The 18,293-nt window shown below is 66.3% G+C and carries 18 protein-coding genes; 10 read left to right on the top strand and 8 right to left on the bottom strand.

Annotation, left to right across the window (positions count from 1 at the left end; translation table 11 throughout):
• Window positions 1-37: 37 nt before the first annotated feature.
• Window positions 38-2,797 carry an ATP-binding protein gene (locus tag AB5S05_RS02730; RefSeq protein ID WP_369285897.1) on the bottom strand — a complete coding sequence of 920 codons (2,760 nt, stop codon included), beginning with the start codon at window positions 2,795-2,797 and terminating at the stop codon, window positions 38-40.
• Between the two features lie 188 nt (window positions 2,798-2,985).
• On the opposite strand from AB5S05_RS02730, the gene cysM reads away from it, so the two are divergent.
• The 5 genes from cysM to AB5S05_RS02705 all read left to right on the top strand — a co-directional run bounded on the left by cysM (window position 2,986) and on the right by AB5S05_RS02705 (window position 9,194).
• Complete coding sequence (gene cysM, locus AB5S05_RS02725; RefSeq protein WP_369285896.1) at window positions 2,986-3,891, top strand: cysteine synthase CysM; 906 nt, start codon at window positions 2,986-2,988, stop codon at window positions 3,889-3,891.
• On the top strand, window positions 3,891-5,243 hold the full coding sequence (gene rlmD, locus AB5S05_RS02720) for a 23S rRNA (uracil(1939)-C(5))-methyltransferase RlmD (protein ID WP_369285894.1): 1,353 nt from the start codon (window positions 3,891-3,893) through the stop codon (window positions 5,241-5,243). Before cysM ends, rlmD begins: the two co-directional genes overlap by 1 nt.
• A 191-nt stretch (window positions 5,244-5,434) precedes the next feature.
• Window positions 5,435-7,678, top strand: a complete 2,244-nt coding sequence (gene relA / locus AB5S05_RS02715; RefSeq protein WP_369285893.1) for a GTP diphosphokinase — start codon at window positions 5,435-5,437, stop codon at window positions 7,676-7,678.
• A 29-nt stretch (window positions 7,679-7,707) separates the two neighbouring features.
• Window positions 7,708-8,541, top strand: coding sequence for a nucleoside triphosphate pyrophosphohydrolase (gene mazG / locus AB5S05_RS02710; RefSeq protein WP_369285892.1), 834 nt, complete (start codon window positions 7,708-7,710; stop codon window positions 8,539-8,541).
• A gap of 113 nt (window positions 8,542-8,654) precedes the next feature.
• A complete protein-coding gene (locus AB5S05_RS02705) occupies window positions 8,655-9,194 on the top strand; it encodes a DUF2058 domain-containing protein (protein WP_369285891.1) in 540 nt (179 codons plus the stop codon).
• A gap of 55 nt (window positions 9,195-9,249) precedes the next feature.
• Here AB5S05_RS02705 and AB5S05_RS02700 read toward each other — a convergent pair whose 3' ends face one another.
• Genes AB5S05_RS02700 through purM form a run of 3 tightly spaced genes read right to left on the bottom strand, consistent with a single transcriptional unit; the run spans window position 9,250 to window position 11,683 of the window.
• Entirely contained in the window at window positions 9,250-9,966 is a 717-nt protein-coding gene (locus tag AB5S05_RS02700; RefSeq protein WP_369285890.1) for a DUF3108 domain-containing protein, read from the bottom strand.
• Between the two features lie 8 nt (window positions 9,967-9,974).
• Entirely contained in the window at window positions 9,975-10,625 is a 651-nt protein-coding gene (gene purN / locus AB5S05_RS02695) for a phosphoribosylglycinamide formyltransferase (protein ID WP_369285889.1), read from the bottom strand.
• The gene (purM, locus tag AB5S05_RS02690) at window positions 10,625-11,683 is read right to left on the bottom strand and encodes a phosphoribosylformylglycinamidine cyclo-ligase (RefSeq protein WP_369285888.1); all 1,059 of its coding nucleotides are present in this window, start codon (window positions 11,681-11,683) and stop codon (window positions 10,625-10,627) included. The genes purN and purM overlap by 1 nt, the downstream gene beginning before the upstream one ends.
• Window positions 11,684-11,882: 199 nt before the next feature.
• Between purM and AB5S05_RS02685 the strand changes: the two genes are divergently transcribed.
• Genes AB5S05_RS02685 through hda form a run of 3 tightly spaced genes read left to right on the top strand, consistent with a single transcriptional unit; the run spans window position 11,883 to window position 14,748 of the window.
• Window positions 11,883-12,902: a DUF2066 domain-containing protein gene (locus AB5S05_RS02685; protein ID WP_369285887.1), complete on the top strand. Its 1,020-nt coding sequence runs from the start codon at window positions 11,883-11,885 to the stop codon at window positions 12,900-12,902.
• A 53-nt stretch (window positions 12,903-12,955) separates the two neighbouring features.
• Window positions 12,956-14,047: an AI-2E family transporter gene (locus AB5S05_RS02680; RefSeq protein ID WP_369285886.1), complete on the top strand. Its 1,092-nt coding sequence runs from the start codon at window positions 12,956-12,958 to the stop codon at window positions 14,045-14,047.
• Entirely contained in the window at window positions 14,044-14,748 is a 705-nt protein-coding gene (gene hda / locus AB5S05_RS02675) for a DnaA regulatory inactivator Hda (protein WP_369285885.1), read from the top strand. The genes AB5S05_RS02680 and hda overlap by 4 nt, the downstream gene beginning before the upstream one ends.
• A 39-nt stretch (window positions 14,749-14,787) precedes the next feature.
• Here hda and AB5S05_RS02670 read toward each other — a convergent pair whose 3' ends face one another.
• The 3 genes from AB5S05_RS02670 to arsC are packed head-to-tail and all read right to left on the bottom strand — an operon-like array spanning window position 14,788 to window position 16,146.
• Window positions 14,788-15,198, bottom strand: coding sequence for a DUF2069 domain-containing protein (locus AB5S05_RS02670; RefSeq protein ID WP_369285884.1), 411 nt, complete (start codon window positions 15,196-15,198; stop codon window positions 14,788-14,790).
• Window positions 15,191-15,796 (bottom strand): NAD(P)H:quinone oxidoreductase, encoded by a 606-nt coding sequence (wrbA, locus tag AB5S05_RS02665; protein ID WP_369285883.1) that lies wholly within the window; start codon window positions 15,794-15,796, stop codon window positions 15,191-15,193. Before wrbA ends, AB5S05_RS02670 begins: the two co-directional genes overlap by 8 nt.
• A complete protein-coding gene (arsC, locus tag AB5S05_RS02660; RefSeq protein ID WP_369285882.1) occupies window positions 15,793-16,146 on the bottom strand; it encodes an arsenate reductase (glutaredoxin) in 354 nt (117 codons plus the stop codon). Before arsC ends, wrbA begins: the two co-directional genes overlap by 4 nt.
• 99 nt (window positions 16,147-16,245) lie before the next feature.
• On the opposite strand from arsC, the gene AB5S05_RS02655 reads away from it, so the two are divergent.
• Complete coding sequence (locus AB5S05_RS02655) at window positions 16,246-17,466, top strand: virulence factor BrkB family protein (protein ID WP_369285881.1); 1,221 nt, start codon at window positions 16,246-16,248, stop codon at window positions 17,464-17,466.
• A gap of 231 nt (window positions 17,467-17,697) precedes the next feature.
• Complete coding sequence (locus tag AB5S05_RS02650) at window positions 17,698-17,829, top strand: hypothetical protein (protein ID WP_438943528.1); 132 nt, start codon at window positions 17,698-17,700, stop codon at window positions 17,827-17,829.
• 34 nt (window positions 17,830-17,863) lie between these two features.
• Here AB5S05_RS02650 and AB5S05_RS02645 read toward each other — a convergent pair whose 3' ends face one another.
• The gene (locus tag AB5S05_RS02645; RefSeq protein WP_369285879.1) at window positions 17,864-18,256 is read right to left on the bottom strand and encodes a hypothetical protein; all 393 of its coding nucleotides are present in this window, start codon (window positions 18,254-18,256) and stop codon (window positions 17,864-17,866) included.
• Window positions 18,257-18,293: the final 37 nt, after the last annotated feature.

Below are 18,293 nucleotides of genomic sequence, written 5' to 3'. Positions count from 1 at the left end.
CGGCTGCGCCAGCCACCAGCAGAAGCGGGCCTTGCGGCTATTCCACCAGGCTCTGCGCCGCTTCGCCGGCCAGTCGGGCAATGGCCGCGTCCAATTCATCCAGGGCATCGCGGGCCGCCGGGTCATTCTGCTTGAGCAGGGCTTCGCTGCGCTGGCAGGCCGCGCGCAACTGCGGCACGCCGCAATAGCGGGTGGCGCCATGCAGGCGATGGACCCGCTCGATCAGCGCGTTGTGATCGCCGCTTTGGCGCGCCTGGCGAATGGACTGGCGGTCACCCTCCAGGCCGGCCAACAGCATGCTCAGCATGTCGGCGGCCAGGTCGGCCTTGCCGGCGGCCAGGCGCAGTCCTTCTTCGGCGTCCAGCACCTTGAGCCCGTTGCCGGCTTCGCTGTGCTCGGCGCCGCGCTCTGGTACCTGATTGCGCAGCGCCAGGCCCGTCCACTTGAGTACCGTCTGGGCCAGCTGGCGTTCGCCGATGGGTTTGGTCAGGTAGTCGTCGAGACCGCTCTGCAGCAGGGCGCGCTTCTCGTTGGCCAGGGCGTGGGCGGTGAGGGCGACGATCGGCACGGGCGGCTGGCCGTTCTCGCGCTCCCACTGGCGGATCGCCTCGGTGCTCTGGCGGCCATCCATGCCGGGCATCTGGATATCCATGAGGATCAGGTCGAAGCTTTCCTGGCGGGCCTTTTCCAGGGCCTCATGGCCACTGGATGCGGTGGTGACGGTGGCGCCCATGTCGTCGAGCAGGGTCTGTACCAGCAGTAGGTTGGCCGGATTGTCGTCGACGCAGAGAATGCGCGGGGGGCGGCTGGGGGTCGGTTGGCTGGCTTCGCTGCGCAGCTGGCGTGGGCTGATCAAGTCGCTCAGGGTGCGCTGCAGCTTGCGCGTGCAGGCCGGCTTGGCCTGCAGCTGGCTGTGGGCGTCGGGCAGTACGTCCTGATAGAGCATCTGCTCGGTGGTCGGGCAGAGCACCACGGTCTTGCAGGCCAGGCGCTCCAGCTCCCAGACGCGCTGGCCGAGGCGTTCCGGTGGCAGTTGATGGGCGGTGACGCCGAGCACGGCGAGCCTGATCGGCTGCGCGCTGTGGTGGGCGGCCGTGACTGCCTCGAGCAGGCCGTCGAGATCGGCATGGCTGCTGGCCAGCAGGCCGCAGTCTTCCAGCTGGTGCTGCAGGGCCTGGCGTGACAGCTCGTGACCTTCCAGCAGCGCCGCGCGGCAGCCGAGCAGGGGTGGTTGGGGCAGGTCCTCGACGTCGTCGCGGGCTTTCGGCAGGCTCAGGCTGACCCAGAATTCCGAGCCTTCGCCGGGGGTGCTGTCGACGCCGATCTCGCCGCCCATCTGTTCGATCAGGCGCTTGGAGATCACCAGGCCCAGGCCGGTGCCGCCGGCTTGCCGGGTCAGCGAGTTGTCGGCCTGGCTGAAGGCCTGGAACAGGGCGCGCAGGTCCTCCTCGGACAGGCCGATGCCGGTGTCGCGCACACTGATGCGCAACTGGGCACGGTCGCTGCTTTCGTCCTCGAGCATGGCGCGCAGGACGATGCTGCCCTCGCGGGTGAACTTGATCGCGTTGCTGACCAGGTTGGTCAGCACCTGTTTGAGTCGCAGCGGGTCGCCGACCAGGGTGCGCGGGGTGTCGCGGTAGATCAGGCTGAGCAGCTCCAGGCGCTTCTCGTGGGCGGCCGGGGCGAGGATGGTCAGGGTGTCCTGAAGCAGGTCGCGCAGGTTGAACGGGATGCTTTCCAGGATCAGCTTGCCGGCCTCGATCTTGGAGAAGTCGAGCACCTCGTTGATGATCCCCAGCAGGCTGTCGGCGGACTTCTCGATGGTGCCCAGGTAGTCCTGCTGGCGCGGGGTCAGCTCGCTTTTCTGCAGCAGGTTGGTGAAGCCGAGAATGCCGTTGAGCGGGGTGCGGATCTCGTGGCTCATGTTGGCCAGGAATTCGGACTTGATGCGGCTGGCCTCCAGGGCCTCCTTGCGGGCGAAGTCCAGCTCGATGTTCTGGATCTCGATGGTCTCCAGGTTCTGCCGCACGTCTTCGGTGGCCTGGTCGATGCTGTGCTGCAGCTCTTCCTGGGCGTTCTGCAGGGTCTCGGCCATGCGGTTGATGCCCGATGCCAGTTCGTCCAGCTCATGGCTGCCCAGTGGCGGCAGGCGAGTGGTCAGCTGGCCCTCCTTGAGCTGGGCGACGCCGTGCTTGATGCGTCGCAGCGGGTCGTTGATGCTGCGGCTCATGCGCATGGCCAGCAGGGCGGTGACGATCAGCCCGGTGACGATCAGCAGCAGGCTGGCGAACAGGCTGCGGTAGCCGCTGAGCAGGGTGCTGTGGTGGGTCAGTTCCAGCTCGACCCAGCCGAGCAGGCGGTTGCCGGGTTGCTTGAACGGCTTGCCGGTCAGGCTCAGGTGGCGCTCGAACACCGGCAGCAGAAAGCGCGTGGCATCCTGATTGCGGCGCTGCGCCGGCAGCCTGTCGCCTCCGTCGGGGGCCGGGTTGAGCATGCTCGGGCCGGCATGGGCCAGGGCCTTGCGTTCGGCGTCGAGAAAGCTGACGGCGCGCACATCGGCCTGTTCCAGGGCTTGGGTGGCGATGTGCTGGAGCAGCGCGCCGTTGTCGCGCAACAGGGCCGGCGCCGCCAGGGGCGCCAGCTGTTCGGTGATCATCTGCCCGCGCTGCAGCAGTTGCGCCTGCAGGCCAGAAAGCTGCATCCAGGTGAAATAGCCACCGAGGACCAGGGCCAGCAGGCTGGTCGGCAGCAGGGTAAGCAGCAGTACACGGCCTTTGATGCCTAGATCCTTGAACACAGCCGTTCTCCCATGGCGCCGATTCACTGGTTTCAGGGCCGCAGTGTAGCGGCTGGCCTGCGCGCAGTAACAGGGGCAGTGCGCATTGCCGGCACGCCGGCTTGCGACTGTCGCGCGGCGGTTATGGCTGCCGCCGGTTTGCCGTTATCATAGGTGCCCCTTGTTGCCGTCCGGACTCGATCGACGCCATGACCCTGCACTTTCCGACCATTGCCGATTGCGTCGGCAACACCCCGCTGGTGCGTTTGCAGCGCTTGCCCGGGAACACCTCCAACACCCTGCTGTTGAAGCTGGAGGGCAACAACCCGGCCGGCTCGGTGAAGGATCGCCCGGCGCTGTCGATGATCACCCGCGCCGAGCTGCGTGGCGACATCCGGCCCGGCGACACCCTGATCGAGGCCACCTCGGGCAACACCGGCATCGCCCTGGCGATGGCGGCGGCGATCAAGGGCTACAAGATGATCCTGATCATGCCGGACAACTCCACCGCCGAACGCAAGGCGGCGATGACCGCCTATGGCGCCGAACTGGTGCTGGTGTCCAGCGAAGACGGCATGGAAGGGGCGCGGGACCTGGCCGACAGCCTGCAGCGCGGCGGCCGTGGCAAGGTGCTCGACCAGTTCGGCAACTGTGACAATCCCGAAGCGCACTACACCGGCACCGGCCCGGAGATCTGGCGTCAGACCCAGGGCCAGATCACCCACTTCATCAGCTCGATGGGCACCACCGGCACCATCATGGGCGTGTCGCGCTATCTCAAGGAGCAGAATCCCCAGGTGCAGATCGTCGGCCTGCAGCCGATGGAAGGCGCCTCGATCCCGGGCATTCGCCGCTGGCCCGAGGAGTACCTGCCGAAGATCTACCAGGCCGATCGCGTCGACCGCATCATCGACATGGCCCAACGCGAGGCCGAGGACGTGATGCGCCGTCTGGCCCGCGAAGAAGGCATTTTCTGCGGGGTCTCCTCCGGGGGCGCGGTGGCCGCCATGCTGCGCCTGTCCGAGGAGGTCGAGAATGCCGTGATGGTGGCCATCATCTGCGACCGCGGTGACCGCTACCTGTCCACGGGCGTGTACGACACGCCGCACGACTGATGGCCAGGAAGCAGGGGGGATTGCGCTTCCAGCCCAGCGGCGGCGCGCGCGCCACGCAGGTGCCGGTGGGCAAGAAGCAGCGGCTGGATATCCAGCGACTGGCCAATGACGGTCGCGGGATAGGCTTCGTCGACGGACGCACCTGGTTCGTCGCCGGTGCCTTGCCCGGTGAGCAGGTCGAGGCGCGGGTGCTGGCGGCGCGCAGCCAGGTGGTCGAGGCGCGTTGCGAGCGGATTCTCAGCGCCAGTGCCCAGCGGCGTGCCGAGCCCTGTGCCCATGCTCGCCGTTGTGGCGGCTGCAGCGTGCAGCATATGACGCATGCCGATCAGCTGGCGTTCAAGCAGCGCATGCTCGAGGAGCAGTTGCAGCGCCTGGCGGGCATCCAGCCCGAACAATGGGCCGCGCCCCTGACCGGCCCGGAGTTCGCCTATCGCCGCCGTGCGCGCATCGCCGTGCGCTGGGATGGCAAAGGTCAGCGCCTGGAGGTCGGCTTTCGCGCCGCGGCCAGCCAGGACATCGTCGCCATCGACGACTGTCCGGTGCTGGTGCCGCCGTTGCAGCCGATTCTGCGCGCCCTGCCCGAATTGTTGCGTGGCTTGGTCACGCCCCAGGCCATCGGCCATGTCGAGCTGTTTCATGGCACGGCCAGCGCCCTGTTGGTGCGCCATACGGCGCCGCTGGGCGAGGCAGACCTGGCCCGTCTGCAGGCCTTCTGCGTGGCCCGGCAGGTGCAGCTCTGGCTGCACGGCGGTGGCCAGCCGCAGCCCTACGATCCGGTCCAGCGCCTCGGCTATCAGCTGGCGGCCTGGGATTTGCAACTGGATTACCGTCCGGGCGATTTCGTCCAGGTCAATGCGCCGGTCAACGAGGCAATGGTCGCCCAGGCGCTAGACTGGTTGGCACCGCAGGCGAATGAGCGGGTGCTGGACCTGTTCTGCGGCCTGGGCAATTTCGCCTTGCCGCTGGCCCTGCGGGTGCGCGAGGTGGTGGCAGTCGAAGGGGTGCAGGCGATGGTCGAGCGCGCCGCGCAGAATGCCGAGAACAACGGCCTGGGCAACCTGCACTTTTTCCAGGCCGACCTGTCCAACCCGCTGGCCGAGGCCGGCTGGGCGCAGGGTGGCTTCGACGCGGTACTGCTCGATCCGCCGCGCGATGGCGCCTTGTCCGCGGTCAGGCAGATGGGGCGTCTGGGTGCCAGCCGGCTGGTCTATGTCTCGTGCAATCCGGCCACCCTGGCGCGTGACAGCGCCGAGTTGCAGGCGCAGGGTTACCGGCTGGTCAAGGCCGGCATTCTCGACATGTTCCCGCAGACGGCACATGTCGAGGCCATGGCGTTGTTCGCCAGGCAGTGAATGACAAGCCCCGGGCCTAACGCCCGGGGCGGGGCCGGTTGCCGGGAACGCTTGGGTTCGTGGCGCGGCGCCCCCATCTAGGGTTCGCAAGGGGCACAAGGAGTGCGCCTTTGGTGGTTCAACCGACTGGCCCGAAGAAGGCCGGCGACTGTTCGGTACGCCCAGAGCGTGCCGTAGGGAAGGTAAGCAAGATGGTTCAGGTGAGAGCGCATCAGCCGATCAACGACGACGGCAGCATCAACCTCGAGGCCTGGCTGGCGCACGTGCTCAGTGTCGATCCGGCGCTGGAGCACGACGCGCTGCTGGACGCCTGCGAGTTCGCCCGCGAAGCCGAGCAGCAGGCCAACGCCGCGCAGAATCTCTGGTCGGAGGGGGCTTCCAGCTTTCGTGCCGGTCTGGAGATCGCCGAGATCCTCGCCGATCTCAAGCTCGACCAGGACTCCCTGGTGGCGGCGGTGATCTACCGCGGCGTGCGCGAAGGCAAGGTGACCCTGGCGGCGGTGCATCAGCGCTTCGGTCCGGTGGTGGCCAAGCTGATCGACGGTGTGCTGCGCATGGCGGCGATCAGCGCCAGCCTCAATCCGCGCGACTCGCTGGTGCTCGGCTCCCAGGCCCAGGTCGAGAACCTGCGCAAGATGCTGGTGGCCATGGTCGACGACGTGCGCGTGGCCCTGATCAAGCTGGCCGAGCGTACCTGCGCGATCCGCGCGATCAAGGAGGCGGACGACGAGAAGCGCCAGCGCGTGGCCCGCGAGGTATTCGACATCTATGCGCCGCTGGCCCATCGCCTGGGTATCGGCCATATCAAGTGGGAGCTGGAGGACCTGTCCTTCCGCTACCTGGAGCCCGAGCAGTACAAGCAGATCGCCAAGCTGCTGCACGAACGCCGGCTGGATCGCGAGCAGTACATCAACGATGTGATGAACCATCTGCGCGAGGAGCTCGAGGCCACCGGGATCAAGGCCGACATCAGTGGCCGCGCCAAGCACATCTATTCGATCTGGCGAAAGATGCAGAAGAAGGGCCTGCAGTTCAGCCAGATCTATGACGTGCGCGCGGTGCGCGTGCTGGTGCCGCAGGTGCGCGACTGCTACACGGCCTTAGGGATAGTTCACACCCTGTGGCGGCATATTCCCAAGGAGTTCGACGACTACATCGCCAACCCCAAGGAGAACGGCTACCGCTCGCTGCACACCGCGGTGCTCGGGCCGGAGGGCAAGGTGCTGGAGGTGCAGATCCGCACCCATGCCATGCACGAGGAAGCCGAGCTGGGGGTGTGTGCGCACTGGCGCTACAAGGGCACCGACGTCAAGTCTAGTTCCAACCACTACGAGGAGAAGATCTCCTGGTTGCGCCAGGTGCTCGAGTGGCACGAAGAACTGGGCGACATCGGCGGCCTGGCCGAGCAGCTGCGCGTCGATATCGAGCCGGACCGGGTCTACGTGTTCACCCCGGACGGCCACGCCATCGACCTGCCCAAGGGCGCCACGCCGCTGGACTTCGCCTACCGGGTGCACACCGAGATCGGCCACAACTGCCGCGGCGCCAAGATCAACGGGCGCATCGTGCCGCTCAACTACAGCCTGCAGACCGGCGAGCAGGTCGAGATCATCACCAGCAAGCACGGTACGCCGAGTCGCGACTGGCTGAACCCCAACCTCGGCTATGTCACCACCTCGCGGGCGCGGGCGAAGATCGTCCACTGGTTCAAGTTGCAGGACCGCGACCAGAACGTCGCCGCCGGCAAGGCTATGCTCGAGCGCGAGCTGGCGCGTCTGGCCCTGCCCCATGTGGATTTCGACAAGCTGGCCGAGAAGGCCAACCTGAAGAACGCCGAAGACCTGTTCGCCAGCCTCGGCGCCGGCGATCTGCGCCTGGCTCATCTGGTCAACCTGGCCCAGCAGCTGGTCGAGCCGGAGCGTGGCAGCGAGCAGCTCGAACTGATTCCGCGCAAGGCCCAGGGCTTCCGGCCGGGCAAGCGCGGCGATATCCAGATCCAGGGGGTCGGCAACCTGCTGACGCAGATGGCCGGTTGCTGCAAGCCGCTGCCGGGCGATCCGATCGTCGGCTACATCACCCTCGGCCGCGGGGTCAGCATCCACCGCCAGGACTGCGCGTCGGTGCTGCAACTGGCCGGCCGCGAGCCGGAGCGGATCATCCAGGTCAACTGGGGGCCGGTGCCGGTGCAGACCTACCCGGTGGATGTGGTCATTCGTGCCTATGACCGCTCCGGGCTGCTGCGTGACGTGACCCAGGTGCTGCTCAACGAGAAGCTCAACGTGCTGGCGGTCAACACCCACTCGAACAAGGAAGACAACACCGCGACCATGTCGATCACGGTCGAGATTCCCGGCCTGGATGCCCTGGGGCGCCTGCTCGGGCGGATCTCGCAGTTGCCCAACATCATCGAGGCGCGCCGTAACCGGCCCGCCTGAGCGGCCTCGCCCATCTTAGGTTGATTGCCATGTACCAACTCGACGACCTGCTGTACCTGATGGCCCGTCTGCGCGACCCGGCGCATGGCTGCCCGTGGGACCTGAAACAGTCCTACGCGAGCATCGTGCCCTACACCATCGAGGAGGCCTACGAGGTGGCCGATGCCATCGAGCGCGGCGACTTTGATCACCTCCCCGGCGAGCTGGGCGACCTGCTGTTTCAGGTGGTCTATTACAGCCAGTTGGCGCGCGAGGAAGGACGTTTCGAATTCGCCCAGGTGGTCGATGGCATCACGGCCAAGCTGATTCGCCGGCATCCGCACGTGTTCGTCGGTGGTGATCTCTATGGCGCACCCGACCAGGCGCGCCTGGAAGAAGCGGCGGTCAAGCAGCGCTGGGAGGAGTTGAAGGCCCAGGAGCGGTCGGCCAAGGCCGCCGTGCCGGAGCAGCTGTCGTTGCTCGACGATGTGCCGGTGGCCCTGCCGGCCTTGAGTCGGGCCTGCAAGCTGCAGAAACGTGCGGCCCAGGTCGGTTTCGACTGGCCGGCAGCCCTGCCGGTGGTGGACAAGGTGCGCGAAGAGCTGGATGAAGTGCTCGAGGCGATGAGCGAAAATGACCCCGAGGCGGTGGCGCAGGAGATCGGTGACCTGTTGTTTGCGGTGACCAATCTGGCCCGCCACCTGCGCGTCGATCCGGAGTCGGCCCTGCGCGCGGCCAACGCCAAGTTCGAGCGGCGTTTCCGCTTTATCGAACAGGCATTGCGTGAAGCGGGGCGGGCCATGGAAGATTGCACCCTGGAGGAACTGGATGCGTTCTGGGGGCAGGCCAAGAAGCTGGAAGATCCGGCAAGCCTGGATGACTAGGCGGGAGGCGGCGAACAGCCTGTCCAGGCGGCTGTTGCGGCATCCATACAAATGGCAACAGGACCTACGTGGATAGAAGTTGCTGCCACTGATTTTTTGGGGATAGGTACGTTATGGCTCTTTCACTACGCGAGCAGCTGCTCAAGGCCGGACTGGTCAACGAGAAGCAGGCCAAGCAGGTCAGTAAAGAAAAGCAGAAGCAGAAGCGCCTGGAGCACAAGGGCCAGGCCGAGAAGGACGAATCGCAGAAGCTCGTCGCCCAGCAGGCCATGGCCGAGAAGCTGGCCCGCGATCAGGAACTCAACCGCCAGCAGCAGGAAAAGGCCGAGCAGAAGGCCCGCGCCGCCCAGATCAAGCAGCTGATCGAGGTGTCCCGCTTGCCCAAGCTGACCACCGAGGACTACTACAACTTCGTCGACGACAAGAAGGTCAAGCGTCTCTCGGTGAACAAGCTGATGCGCGACAAGCTCAGCAGCGGCTCGCTGGCCATCGTACGTCACGGCGGCGGCTACGAGGTGATCCCGCGCGAGGCGGCGTTGAAGATTCAGCAGCGCGACGAGCGCCGCATCGTCCTGCTCAACACGCCGACCGAGGCGCCGGATGCCGACGATCCCTACGCCGCCTACCAGGTGCCGGACGACCTGATGTGGTAAGTCCGCGGACATGAAAAAGCCGGGCAGCGCCCGGCTTTTTCATGTCCGATCCACTTCAGTCACGACGACCTTGCACCGGCTTGCCCTCGACCGTGCCGTCCTTGAGCATGATCTGGTATTCCTTGCCGTCCTTTTCCACCTGGTGCAGGCGCACCAGCAGGTGGCCCCAATCCTTGGCGAACCAGAGGATGGTCTTGCGTTTGCTCTGGGTCGGGTCGCGTACCCGCTCGACCTTGATCGCGTCGATCAGGCCGGCCTTGGTGCGCACCGCTTCCTCGCCGAGCACGCGAAAGTCGTAGACCTCGATCTCGTCGCCATCGACCACCTGGTAGCTCATGCTCTTCTTGCCGGCCGCCACGTCATGCTGCAGAACCAGCTGGTAGGTCGACTTGTCCTGCAGGCCGCGATTGAGCGGGAAACGCACGGCCGTGCCGCGGTCGTTGCCCAGCACCTGTTTGGTGCTCCAGTCGAAGTCCTGCTCGACTTCCTTGCCCTTGCCCAGGCCGCTGCGTTCGTAGCGATAGGTCAGGGGCAGGAAGGCATCGTTGTCCAGGCGAAAGGTGCTTTGCTCGGTGAGGCTGGCGACCAGCATCGAGGCCTCGAAGCTGAGCTGCCAGCGGTCGCCGTCGAGACGCTGCAGGCTGCGTTCGGCGGTGCCGCTGATCGGCACCTGCTTCCAGTCGGCGGTGTAGCTGGCGGAGAACGGCTTCAGCGTGTCGGCCAGGGCCGGCAGGCTGAGCAGTGCGAGGGCTAACAGTAGGGCGCGACGCATGGTTTCTCCTAGGTTCGGATCAGCTGACCGGTGCTCGGCAAGGCTTGGCCGTCGAGCATTGCGCCCTGTTCGCTCAGGCGCAAGCGGCCTTCGGCGAACCAGCGCACGGCCAGCGGATAGATCGAATGCTCCTGTTGGTGTACCCGTTGCGCCAGGCTGTCCAGCGAGTCGCCTGGCTGAATCGGGATCACGGCTTGTACGACCAACGGGCCGCCATCGAGTTCCTCGGTGACGAAGTGCACGCTGCAGCCATGCTCGCGGTCGCCTGCTTCCAGCGCCCGCTGATGGGTATGCAGGCCCTTGTACCGGGGCAGCAGCGAGGGGTGGATATTCAGCAGGCGGCCGGCGTAGTGGCGGACGAAGCCTGGGGTGAGGATGCGCATGAAGCCGGCCAGCACCACCAGGTCCGGGGCGAAGGCGTCGATGGCCTCGATCAGCGCCGCATCGAAGGCATCGCGGCCCTCGAAGGCCTTGTGGTCGAGCACCCGGGTGTCGATGCCGGCGGCCTTGGCGCGCTGCAGGCCATAGGCATCGGCGCGGTTGGAAATCACCGCGCGGATCCGTGCCGGGTTGTCGGCTGCGGCGCTGCTGTCGATCAGCGCCTGCAGATTGCTGCCGGAGCCGGAGATCAGCACCACTACATTGCAGGCGTTCGGCATCAGTGGCTTTTCAGGTTGTTCAGCACGACGCGCTCGGCGCCTTCGGCGGCGGCGCCGATCTGGCCGATCACCCAGGGCTGTTCGCCAGCTTCGGCGAGGGTCTTGAGGGCGACCTCGACCTGATCCTGGGCCACGCAGATGACCATGCCGACGCCGCAGTTGAGCACGCGGTGCATCTCGTGCTCATCGACGTTGCCCTGCTCCTGCAGCCAGTCGAACACCGCCGGGCGGGTCCAGCTGGCTACGTCGATCAGCGCCTGGGCGCCGGTCGGCAGCACGCGCGGGATGTTGTCGAGCAGGCCGCCGCCGGTGATGTGGGCCATGGCCTTGACCGCGCCGGTATCCTTGATCAGCTTGAGCAGCGGCTTGACGTAGATGCGGGTTGGCGCCATCAGCAGTTCGGTCAGTGGTTGGCCGCCCAGCTGGACCTTGGTGATGTCGGCGCCGGAAACCTCGATGATCTTGCGGATCAGCGAGTAGCCGTTGGAGTGCGGGCCCGAGGAGGGCAGGGCGATCAGGGCGTCGCCGGTGGCGACTTTCGAGCCATCGATGATCTCGGCCTTCTCCACCACGCCGACGCAGAAACCGGCCAGGTCGTAGTCTTCGCCTTCGTACATGCCGGGCATCTCGGCGGTCTCGCCGCCGACCAGGGAGCAGCCGGCCAGTTCGCAGCCAGCGCCGATGCCGCTGACCACGGTGGCGGCCACGTCGACATTGAGCTTGCCGGTGGCGTAGTAGTCGAGGAAGAACAGCGGCTCGGCGCCACAGACCACCAGGTCGTTGACGCACATGGCGACCAGGTCCTGGCCGATGCTGTCGTGCTGATTGAGGTTCAGCGCCAGGCGCAGCTTGGTGCCGACGCCGTCGGTGCCGGACACCAGCACCGGCTGCTTGTAACCGGCCGGGATCTCGCAGAGCGCGCCGAAGCCGCCCAGGCCACCCATGACTTCCGGACGGGCGGTGCGCTTGGCCACGCCTTTGATGCGTTCGACCAGGGCTTCGCCCGCGTCGATATCTACACCTGCGTCCTTGTAGCTGATGGAGGGTTGCTTGCTCATAGATCCAGGCCTTTAAGGGGGAGTTCGGAAGTGCACCGGCAATGCTGCGGCCGGTCTGCGAAGGCGCGCGATTTTATCAGGCTTGCCGGGCAGCGGCCACCCGCCCGCGCTGCGGTTGCTGGGGGGCGGGCGCCTGTTTAAGGTATAAAGCCCGTACCACGGCCTGTACGCCACCTTCCGCCTGTCGAGAGCCATATCCATGCGCCTGATCGCTCGCCTGCTTGTCTTCTGTCTGCCGCTGTTCAGCCTGCCGAGCGTCGCGGCGCCGCTGAGCGACCTCTACCAAGTGCGCGAGCCGGTTGCCAGCCAGCAGCCCGAGGCGCGCGAAGCCGCCCTGGGCCGTGCCCTGGAGACCCTGGTGCTGCGCCTGACCGGCCAGCGTGATGCACTGCAGAGCCCGGCGCTGGAGGCGGTGCGCAAGGACCCGCAGCAGATCGTCAGTCAGTACGGCTACGACAATGGCAGCCTGCTGGTCGAGTTCGACCCGGTCAGCACCGAACGCAGCCTGCGTCGGGCCGGCTTGCCGCTATGGGGCGCCAACCGGCCGGCGCTGATGACCTGGTGGCTGAACACCTCCAGCAGCGGTTCCAGCCTGGTTGGGGATGGCCAGGCCAGCGCCGAGCCGCTGCGCCGGGCCGCGCAGCACCGTGGCTTGCCGTTGCGCCTGCCGCTGGCCGACCTCGGCGAGCAGCTCCTGGCCACGCCGCAGAACCTGGCGGCGAGCCAGCCTGCGGAGTTGCAGGCAGCCTCCGAACGTTATTCGGCCGATGCCCTGCTGGCCGTTCTGGCGCAAGAGGACAATGGTCAGTGGCAGGCCGAGTGGCGGCTGTGGCTGGGCGACACGCGCGAGCAAGGCAAGGTGCAGGGGGCCGATCAGGCTGCCCTGGCCGATGCCGTGATGCTGGTGCTGAGCGAGCGCCTGGCGCCGCGCTTCGTGGTGGCGCCCGGGGCGGCGAGCGAACTGACCTTGGAGATCGAAGGTACCGACCTGCAACGCTATGCCGAGTTGCAGCGGATGCTCGAGCCCTTCGCTGCGCAGCTGTACCGGGTGGAGGGTGACCGCCTGATCTACCGGGTCAATGCCAGCGCCGAGCAGCTGCGCGCGCAGCTGGCCCTGGCGCGCCTGCAGGAAGCACCGGCGCCGACCGCCGCGGTCGATGCCGAGCAGTCGGCGCCACAGATGTTGCCGCGCGGCGATATCCTGCGTTTTCGCTGGTAGACTGCCGCGCACTGTCGCCGGGGGCGGCCTGGATGGATGACCGAGGAGCGAGCATGAATGATTCACGTCGCTGGCTATGGATGGCTGGGCTGGCTCTGGGCGGTTGGCTGCTGTACCAATTGCTGCCCATTCTCTCGCCTTTCCTGATCGGGGTGTTGCTGGCTTATCTGGGCGATCCCCTGGTCGATCGCCTGGAGCGCTGGAAGCTGTCGCGTACTGCGGGGGTCATCCTGGTCTTCAGCCTGTTCGGCCTGGTTCTGGCGCTCCTGTTGCTGGTATTGGTGCCGATGCTCGGCAAGCAAGTGATGCGCCTGTACGAGCTGACCCCGCAGCTGCTCGATTGGGCGCAGCACCAGGCGCTGCCCTGGGTCCAGACCCGACTAGGCCTGGCGGATGGATTCTGGCGCTTCGACCAGCTCAAGGCGGCTTTCTCCGGGCAGCTGGGCAAGACCACTGACATTCTCGGCATGCTGCTGTCGCAGGCGACCGCCTCGGGACTGGCGCTGCTGGGCTGGCTGGCCAACCTGCTGTTGATTCCGGTGGTGTGCTTCTACCTGATGCGCGACTGGGATTTGCTGGTCACTCGCCTGCGCAGCCTGTTGCCACGTCGGCGAGAAGGCTTGGTGGTGGGGCTGGCCGGCGAGTGCCATGAGGTGCTCGGCGCCTTCCTGCGCGGGCAGCTGCTGGTGATGCTGGCGTTGGCCCTGGTCTATGCCGCGGGCCTGATGCTGGTCGGCCTCGAGCTGGGCCTGCTGATTGGCCTGCTGGCGGGCCTGGCCAGCATCGTGCCCTACCTGGGCATGGTGGTGGGCCTCGGCGCCGCCCTGGCCGCGGGGCTGTTCCAGTTCGGCGGCGAATTCTCTCCGCTGCTGGCGATCGCCGCGGTGTTCATGGTCGGGCAGATGCTCGAGGGCATGCTGCTGACGCCCTGGCTGGTGGGGGACCGGATCGGCCTGCATCCTGTGGCGGTGATCTTCGCGATCATGGCCGGCGGCCAGCTGTTCGGCTTCAGTGGCGTTTTGCTGGCCTTGCCGGTGGCTGCGGTGATCATGGTTTTGCTGCGCCATGCGCATGATTTCTATAAACTTTCCGCACTTTACGGAGAGTCCCCAAGCGGTTCCGAGGAGCCGCCCAGTCCTGCATGAAACCCATTCAACTGCCTCTAGGTGTGCGCCTGCGCGATGACGTCACCTTCGCCAACTACTATCCCGGGGCCAATGCCGCGGCGCTTGGCTATGTCGAGCGCCTGTGCGAGGCGGACGCGGGCTGGACCGAAAGCCTGATCTATCTCTGGGGTGGCGAGGGGGTCGGTCGCAGTCATCTGTTGCAGGCCGCCTGTCTGCGCTTCGAGCAGCGCGGCGAGTCGGCGGTGTACCTGCCGCTGGCCGAGGTGGTGGAGTATGGGCCGGCATTGCTGGACAACCTCGAGCAGTGCGAGCTGGTCTGTCTCGATGACCTGGATGCCGTGGCCGGGCGCCGCGAGTGGGAAGAGGCCCTGTTCCACCTGTTCAACCGCCTGCGCGACAGTGGTCGGCGTCTGCTGCTGGCGGCCGGCGCCTCGCCACGCGAGCTGGCGGTGCAACTGGCCGACCTCAAGTCGCGTCTGACCCTGGCGCTGGTATTCCAGCTGCACGCCCTGTCCGATGAAGACAAGCTGCGCGCCCTGCAGTTGCGCGCCTCGCGCCGCGGCCTGCACCTGAGCGACGAAGTCGGCCGCTTCATCCTGACCCGTGGCGAGCGCAGCATGAGTGCGCTGTTCGAGCTGCTTGAGCGGCTGGATCAGGCCTCGCTGCAGGCCCAGCGCAAGCTGACCATTCCCTTTCTCAAAGAGACCCTCGGCTGGTAGCCAGCGGCCCCGGATTGCGCCGGGGCGGCTTGCTCCGTCTCAGTGCTCGCCCGCCAGCTTGCGTGCGTACTGGAAGCTCCAGCGCGTATACATCAGGGCAGCGCAGAACAGGCTGAAGCTGAGCAGGGTTTCCAGCCAGCCGAACCAGGCCTTGGCCGGATCGAAGGCGGCGAGCACCCCCTGGATGAAGTAAAGGTTGACCACGAAGCAGGTCCAGGCGTGGGCGCGGGCATTGCCGAGCAGCAAGCCGGGCGCGAGCAGCAGCAGCGGCGCCAGCTGGAAGCTGGTGACCACCCAGAACAGGCTGTCCGGCAGCTCGGCGAACATCAGGTTCCACGCCAGCAAGAGTGCGGCAAGGGCGAAGAAGCTCGCCAGGCTGGCGGCGCGGCTGATGGCCAGGCGTGGCTTGAGCCAGTCCAGCGACGGCAGGGGCTTGGCGGTTCTAGCCACGGGTGCTCTCCAGTTTCAGGGCGGTGTGTGCCAGGCGTTGGCCGAGCACCCGGCACAGGGCGATTTCATGTTCATCCAGGGCTCGCTTGCCGTCGGCCCCGGCATGATGGCTGGGGCCATAGGGGGTGCCGCCGCCACGGGTTTCCAGCAGGGCCGACTCGCTGTAGGGCAGGCCGGTGATCAGCATGCCGTGATGCAGCAGTGGCAGCATCATCGACAGCAGGGTGGTTTCCTGGCCGCCGTGCAGGCTCGCGGTGGAGGTGAATACCCCGGCCGGCCGGCCGACCAGTCCGCCGGTAAGCCACAGGCTGCTGGTGCCGTCGAGGAAGTACTTCAAGGGGGCGGCCATGTTGCCGAAGCGCGTCGGGCTGCCGAGGGCCAGGCCGGCACAGTTCTTCAGGTCGTCGAGACTGACGTAGCGCGCACCCTCGGCAGGAATCGCCGGGGCGACGGCTTCGCACTCGGTGGAGATGGCTGGCACGGTGCGCAGGCGCGCCTCCAGGCCGCCCAGCTCGACGCCGCGGGCAATCTGCCGGGCCATTTCGGCGGTGGCGCCGTGGCGGCTGTAATACAGCACCAGGATATAGGGTGCGCTCACGGCAGGATCTCCAGAACCTTTTCCGGCGGCCGGCCGATCACGGCTTTGTCGCCCGCCACCAGAATCGGCCGCTCGATCAGCTTCGGATGCGCGGCCATGGCCTCGATCAACTGGGCTTCGCTGAGTTCGGGGTCGGCCAGGCCAAGGTCCTGGTATTCCGCTTCGCCCGTGCGCAGCAGTTGCCGGGCGCCGAGACCGAGCCTGTCGAGCAGGTCGCGCAGTTGCTCGGCGCTGGGCGGGGTTTCCAGGTAGCGGACGATGGTCGGTGCCAGGCCGCGCTCCTCGAGCAGTTGCAGGGCGCCGCGGGATTTCGAGCAGCGGGGGTTATGGTAGAGCGTCAGGTCGGTCATGTGCAGGTCGCATCTTGCAGTGGATGGCGGCTATTCTAACCGTGTCGAGGCCGGACATCTGCACCAGCTCGCCGCTTCGTCCAGTGCTAAGGAGAAGGCATGCGTCAGCGTTTCAATGACTGGCTAGAGTTCTGGCGTTTCCTGGCCCAGCGGTTTTTTGCCGATCGCGCCGCCAACAGCGCCGCAGCCCTGACCTACACCACGCTGTTCGCGGTGGTGCCGATGATGACGGTGACCTTTTCCATGCTCTCGGCGGTGCCGGCCTTTCAGGGCACCGGCGAGCAGATCCAGAGCTTCATCTTCAGCAACTTCGTGCCTTCGGCCGGCGAGACGGTGCAGCAGTACCTGCGTGAGTTCACCGCCCAGGCGCGTCAGCTGACCTGGGTCGGGGTGGTGTTGCTGGCGGTCACCGCCTTCCTCATGCTGGTGACCATCGAAAAGGCCTTCAACACCATCTGGCGGGTGCGCCAGCCGCGCCGGGGCGTGTCGAGTTTTCTGCTGTACTGGGCCATATTGAGCCTGGGGCCGATCCTGCTGGGCGCCGGTTTCGCGATCACGACCTACATCGCTTCCCTGTCCCTGATCTCCGGTCCGGATGCCCTGCTCGGGATGCAGACGCTGCTGGGTTTCATGCCTCTGCTGTTCAGCGCCGCTGCCTTTACCCTGCTCTACGCCACGGTGCCCAATGCACGGGTGCCGTTGAAGCATGCGTTGCTGGGCGGGCTGTTCAGTGCCGTGCTGTTCGAGGTGGCCAAGGCGCTGTTCGGCCTTTACGTGCGTCTGTTTCCAGGCTATCAGCTGATCTACGGTGCCTTTGCCACCGTGCCGCTGTTTCTCCTGTGGATCTACCTGTCCTGGCTGATCGTGCTGTTCGGCGCCGAGTTGGTCTGCAACCTGTCCATCTCCCGCCAGTGGCGCAAGCGAGCGATGCCTCGGGTGCTGGTGGTGCTGGGGGTCTTGCGGGTTTTTCACGAGCGGCAGCAGTCGGGACTAAAGGTGCGTCACCGGGACCTGCAGCGCCAGGGCTGGCAACTGCCCGAGCACGAGTGGGAAGAGGTGCTCGAGTTCCTCGAGAGTCAGCAACTGGTTGCGCCTACGACCGCCGGCGCCTGGGTGCTCAGTCGCGACCTTTCCCACTACAACCTGCAGCAATTGCTCAGCCACAGCCCATGGCCCCTGCCGCAACTCGCCGAGTTGCCTGCGCAGCTCGATGAGCCTTGGTATCCGGCGCTACGCAGCGCCTTGGAGAAACTGTACGAGGAACAGACGGCGTTGTTTGGGGCAAGCCTGGCCGATTGGTTGCATCCTTCGGTGCGGTGACAAAAAACGTCAGATTGCGGCGCGCCCTCACCTGGCGCCGGGGCTGGGCTGGAAGGACAGGGCTGTACGTACGGGCTGGGGCGGCTGGCACGTTTCTGGCTAAAGCCTAAGGTAGACGACTGTCAGATTGCCAGCAGCGCGGTGGTGCCAGATGAGTAGGGACGGTTTATGACGACGAAGGGCAGGGTTGTGTATCTCTATCGGCGGGACCCGCAGCAGGCGCTAGGACGCTTGAACCGATTGACCGGGCTGCGTTTTTCGCGCTGGCCGGAGTCGTTGGTGCCGCTGCCCGAGGTCGAGGAGCATCCGCGGCAGGATGACGCCCTGAGTCCGGCGGCAATGGGCAACATTTCCGCGCGATGATCAATCGCCGCATCCGTGTGCGGCCCCTGGTGGCTTAGGCGATGGCTTGGCGTTTGTCGCTGCGGGCCAGTTCCACTGCCTGAACGAAGAGTTCCTCGACCACCACTGCCGGGGTCGCGACTGCTGAGCGCAGACGCACCTGCATGTCTTCGATCTTCTGTTTGACCGGCAGGCGAGCGATGCCGGAAAGCAGGATCTTGCTGTGGTTGTTGACCTTGCCGTGATCGACGGCCACCTCCCGGCGCTGGTCGCCATCGCGATAGCTGACCAGTAGCGATACCGGCAAGTTGGCCAGCCCGGGCAGCTGCAGCCAGGTGGCAATGTTGTATTCGGCCACGCGCCCTTCATAGGGCGTGACCGATAGGCGGGCTACATCGACGATGCGCGCAGGCACCGGGCCGATCAGCTTGTCGTGGGCTTGGGTCATGATCGTGTTTCCAGGCTGATAGCTGCTCGCAGCAAGT

It is taken from the genome of Pseudomonas zhanjiangensis (assembly GCF_041027545.1).
Lineage (GTDB): Bacteria > Pseudomonadota > Gammaproteobacteria > Pseudomonadales > Pseudomonadaceae > Aquipseudomonas > Aquipseudomonas zhanjiangensis.
Note: the sequence above shows the minus strand (reverse complement) of the source record. Positions and strands in the feature narration are given on the sequence as shown.

What these genes read in the sequence shown, in the direction of transcription:
- cysM (WP_369285896.1), top strand. Translation starts at nt 2,986, where the DNA reads ATGACCCTGCACTTTCCGACCATTGCCGATTGCGTCGGCAACACCCCG.
- rlmD (WP_369285894.1), top strand. Translation starts at nt 3,891, where the DNA reads ATGGCCAGGAAGCAGGGGGGATTGCGCTTCCAGCCCAGCGGCGGCGCG.
- relA (WP_369285893.1), top strand. Translation starts at nt 5,435, where the DNA reads ATGGTTCAGGTGAGAGCGCATCAGCCGATCAACGACGACGGCAGCATC.
- mazG (WP_369285892.1), top strand. Translation starts at nt 7,708, where the DNA reads ATGTACCAACTCGACGACCTGCTGTACCTGATGGCCCGTCTGCGCGAC.
- AB5S05_RS02705 (WP_369285891.1), top strand. Translation starts at nt 8,655, where the DNA reads ATGGCTCTTTCACTACGCGAGCAGCTGCTCAAGGCCGGACTGGTCAAC.
- AB5S05_RS02700 (WP_369285890.1), bottom strand. Translation starts at nt 9,966, where the DNA reads ATGCGTCGCGCCCTACTGTTAGCCCTCGCACTGCTCAGCCTGCCGGCC.
- purN (WP_369285889.1), bottom strand. Translation starts at nt 10,625, where the DNA reads ATGCCGAACGCCTGCAATGTAGTGGTGCTGATCTCCGGCTCCGGCAGC.
- purM (WP_369285888.1), bottom strand. Translation starts at nt 11,683, where the DNA reads ATGAGCAAGCAACCCTCCATCAGCTACAAGGACGCAGGTGTAGATATC.
- AB5S05_RS02685 (WP_369285887.1), top strand. Translation starts at nt 11,883, where the DNA reads ATGCGCCTGATCGCTCGCCTGCTTGTCTTCTGTCTGCCGCTGTTCAGC.
- AB5S05_RS02680 (WP_369285886.1), top strand. Translation starts at nt 12,956, where the DNA reads ATGAATGATTCACGTCGCTGGCTATGGATGGCTGGGCTGGCTCTGGGC.
- hda (WP_369285885.1), top strand. Translation starts at nt 14,044, where the DNA reads ATGAAACCCATTCAACTGCCTCTAGGTGTGCGCCTGCGCGATGACGTC.
- arsC (WP_369285882.1), bottom strand. Translation starts at nt 16,146, where the DNA reads ATGACCGACCTGACGCTCTACCATAACCCCCGCTGCTCGAAATCCCGC.
- AB5S05_RS02655 (WP_369285881.1), top strand. Translation starts at nt 16,246, where the DNA reads ATGCGTCAGCGTTTCAATGACTGGCTAGAGTTCTGGCGTTTCCTGGCC.
- AB5S05_RS02645 (WP_369285879.1), bottom strand. Translation starts at nt 18,256, where the DNA reads ATGACCCAAGCCCACGACAAGCTGATCGGCCCGGTGCCTGCGCGCATC.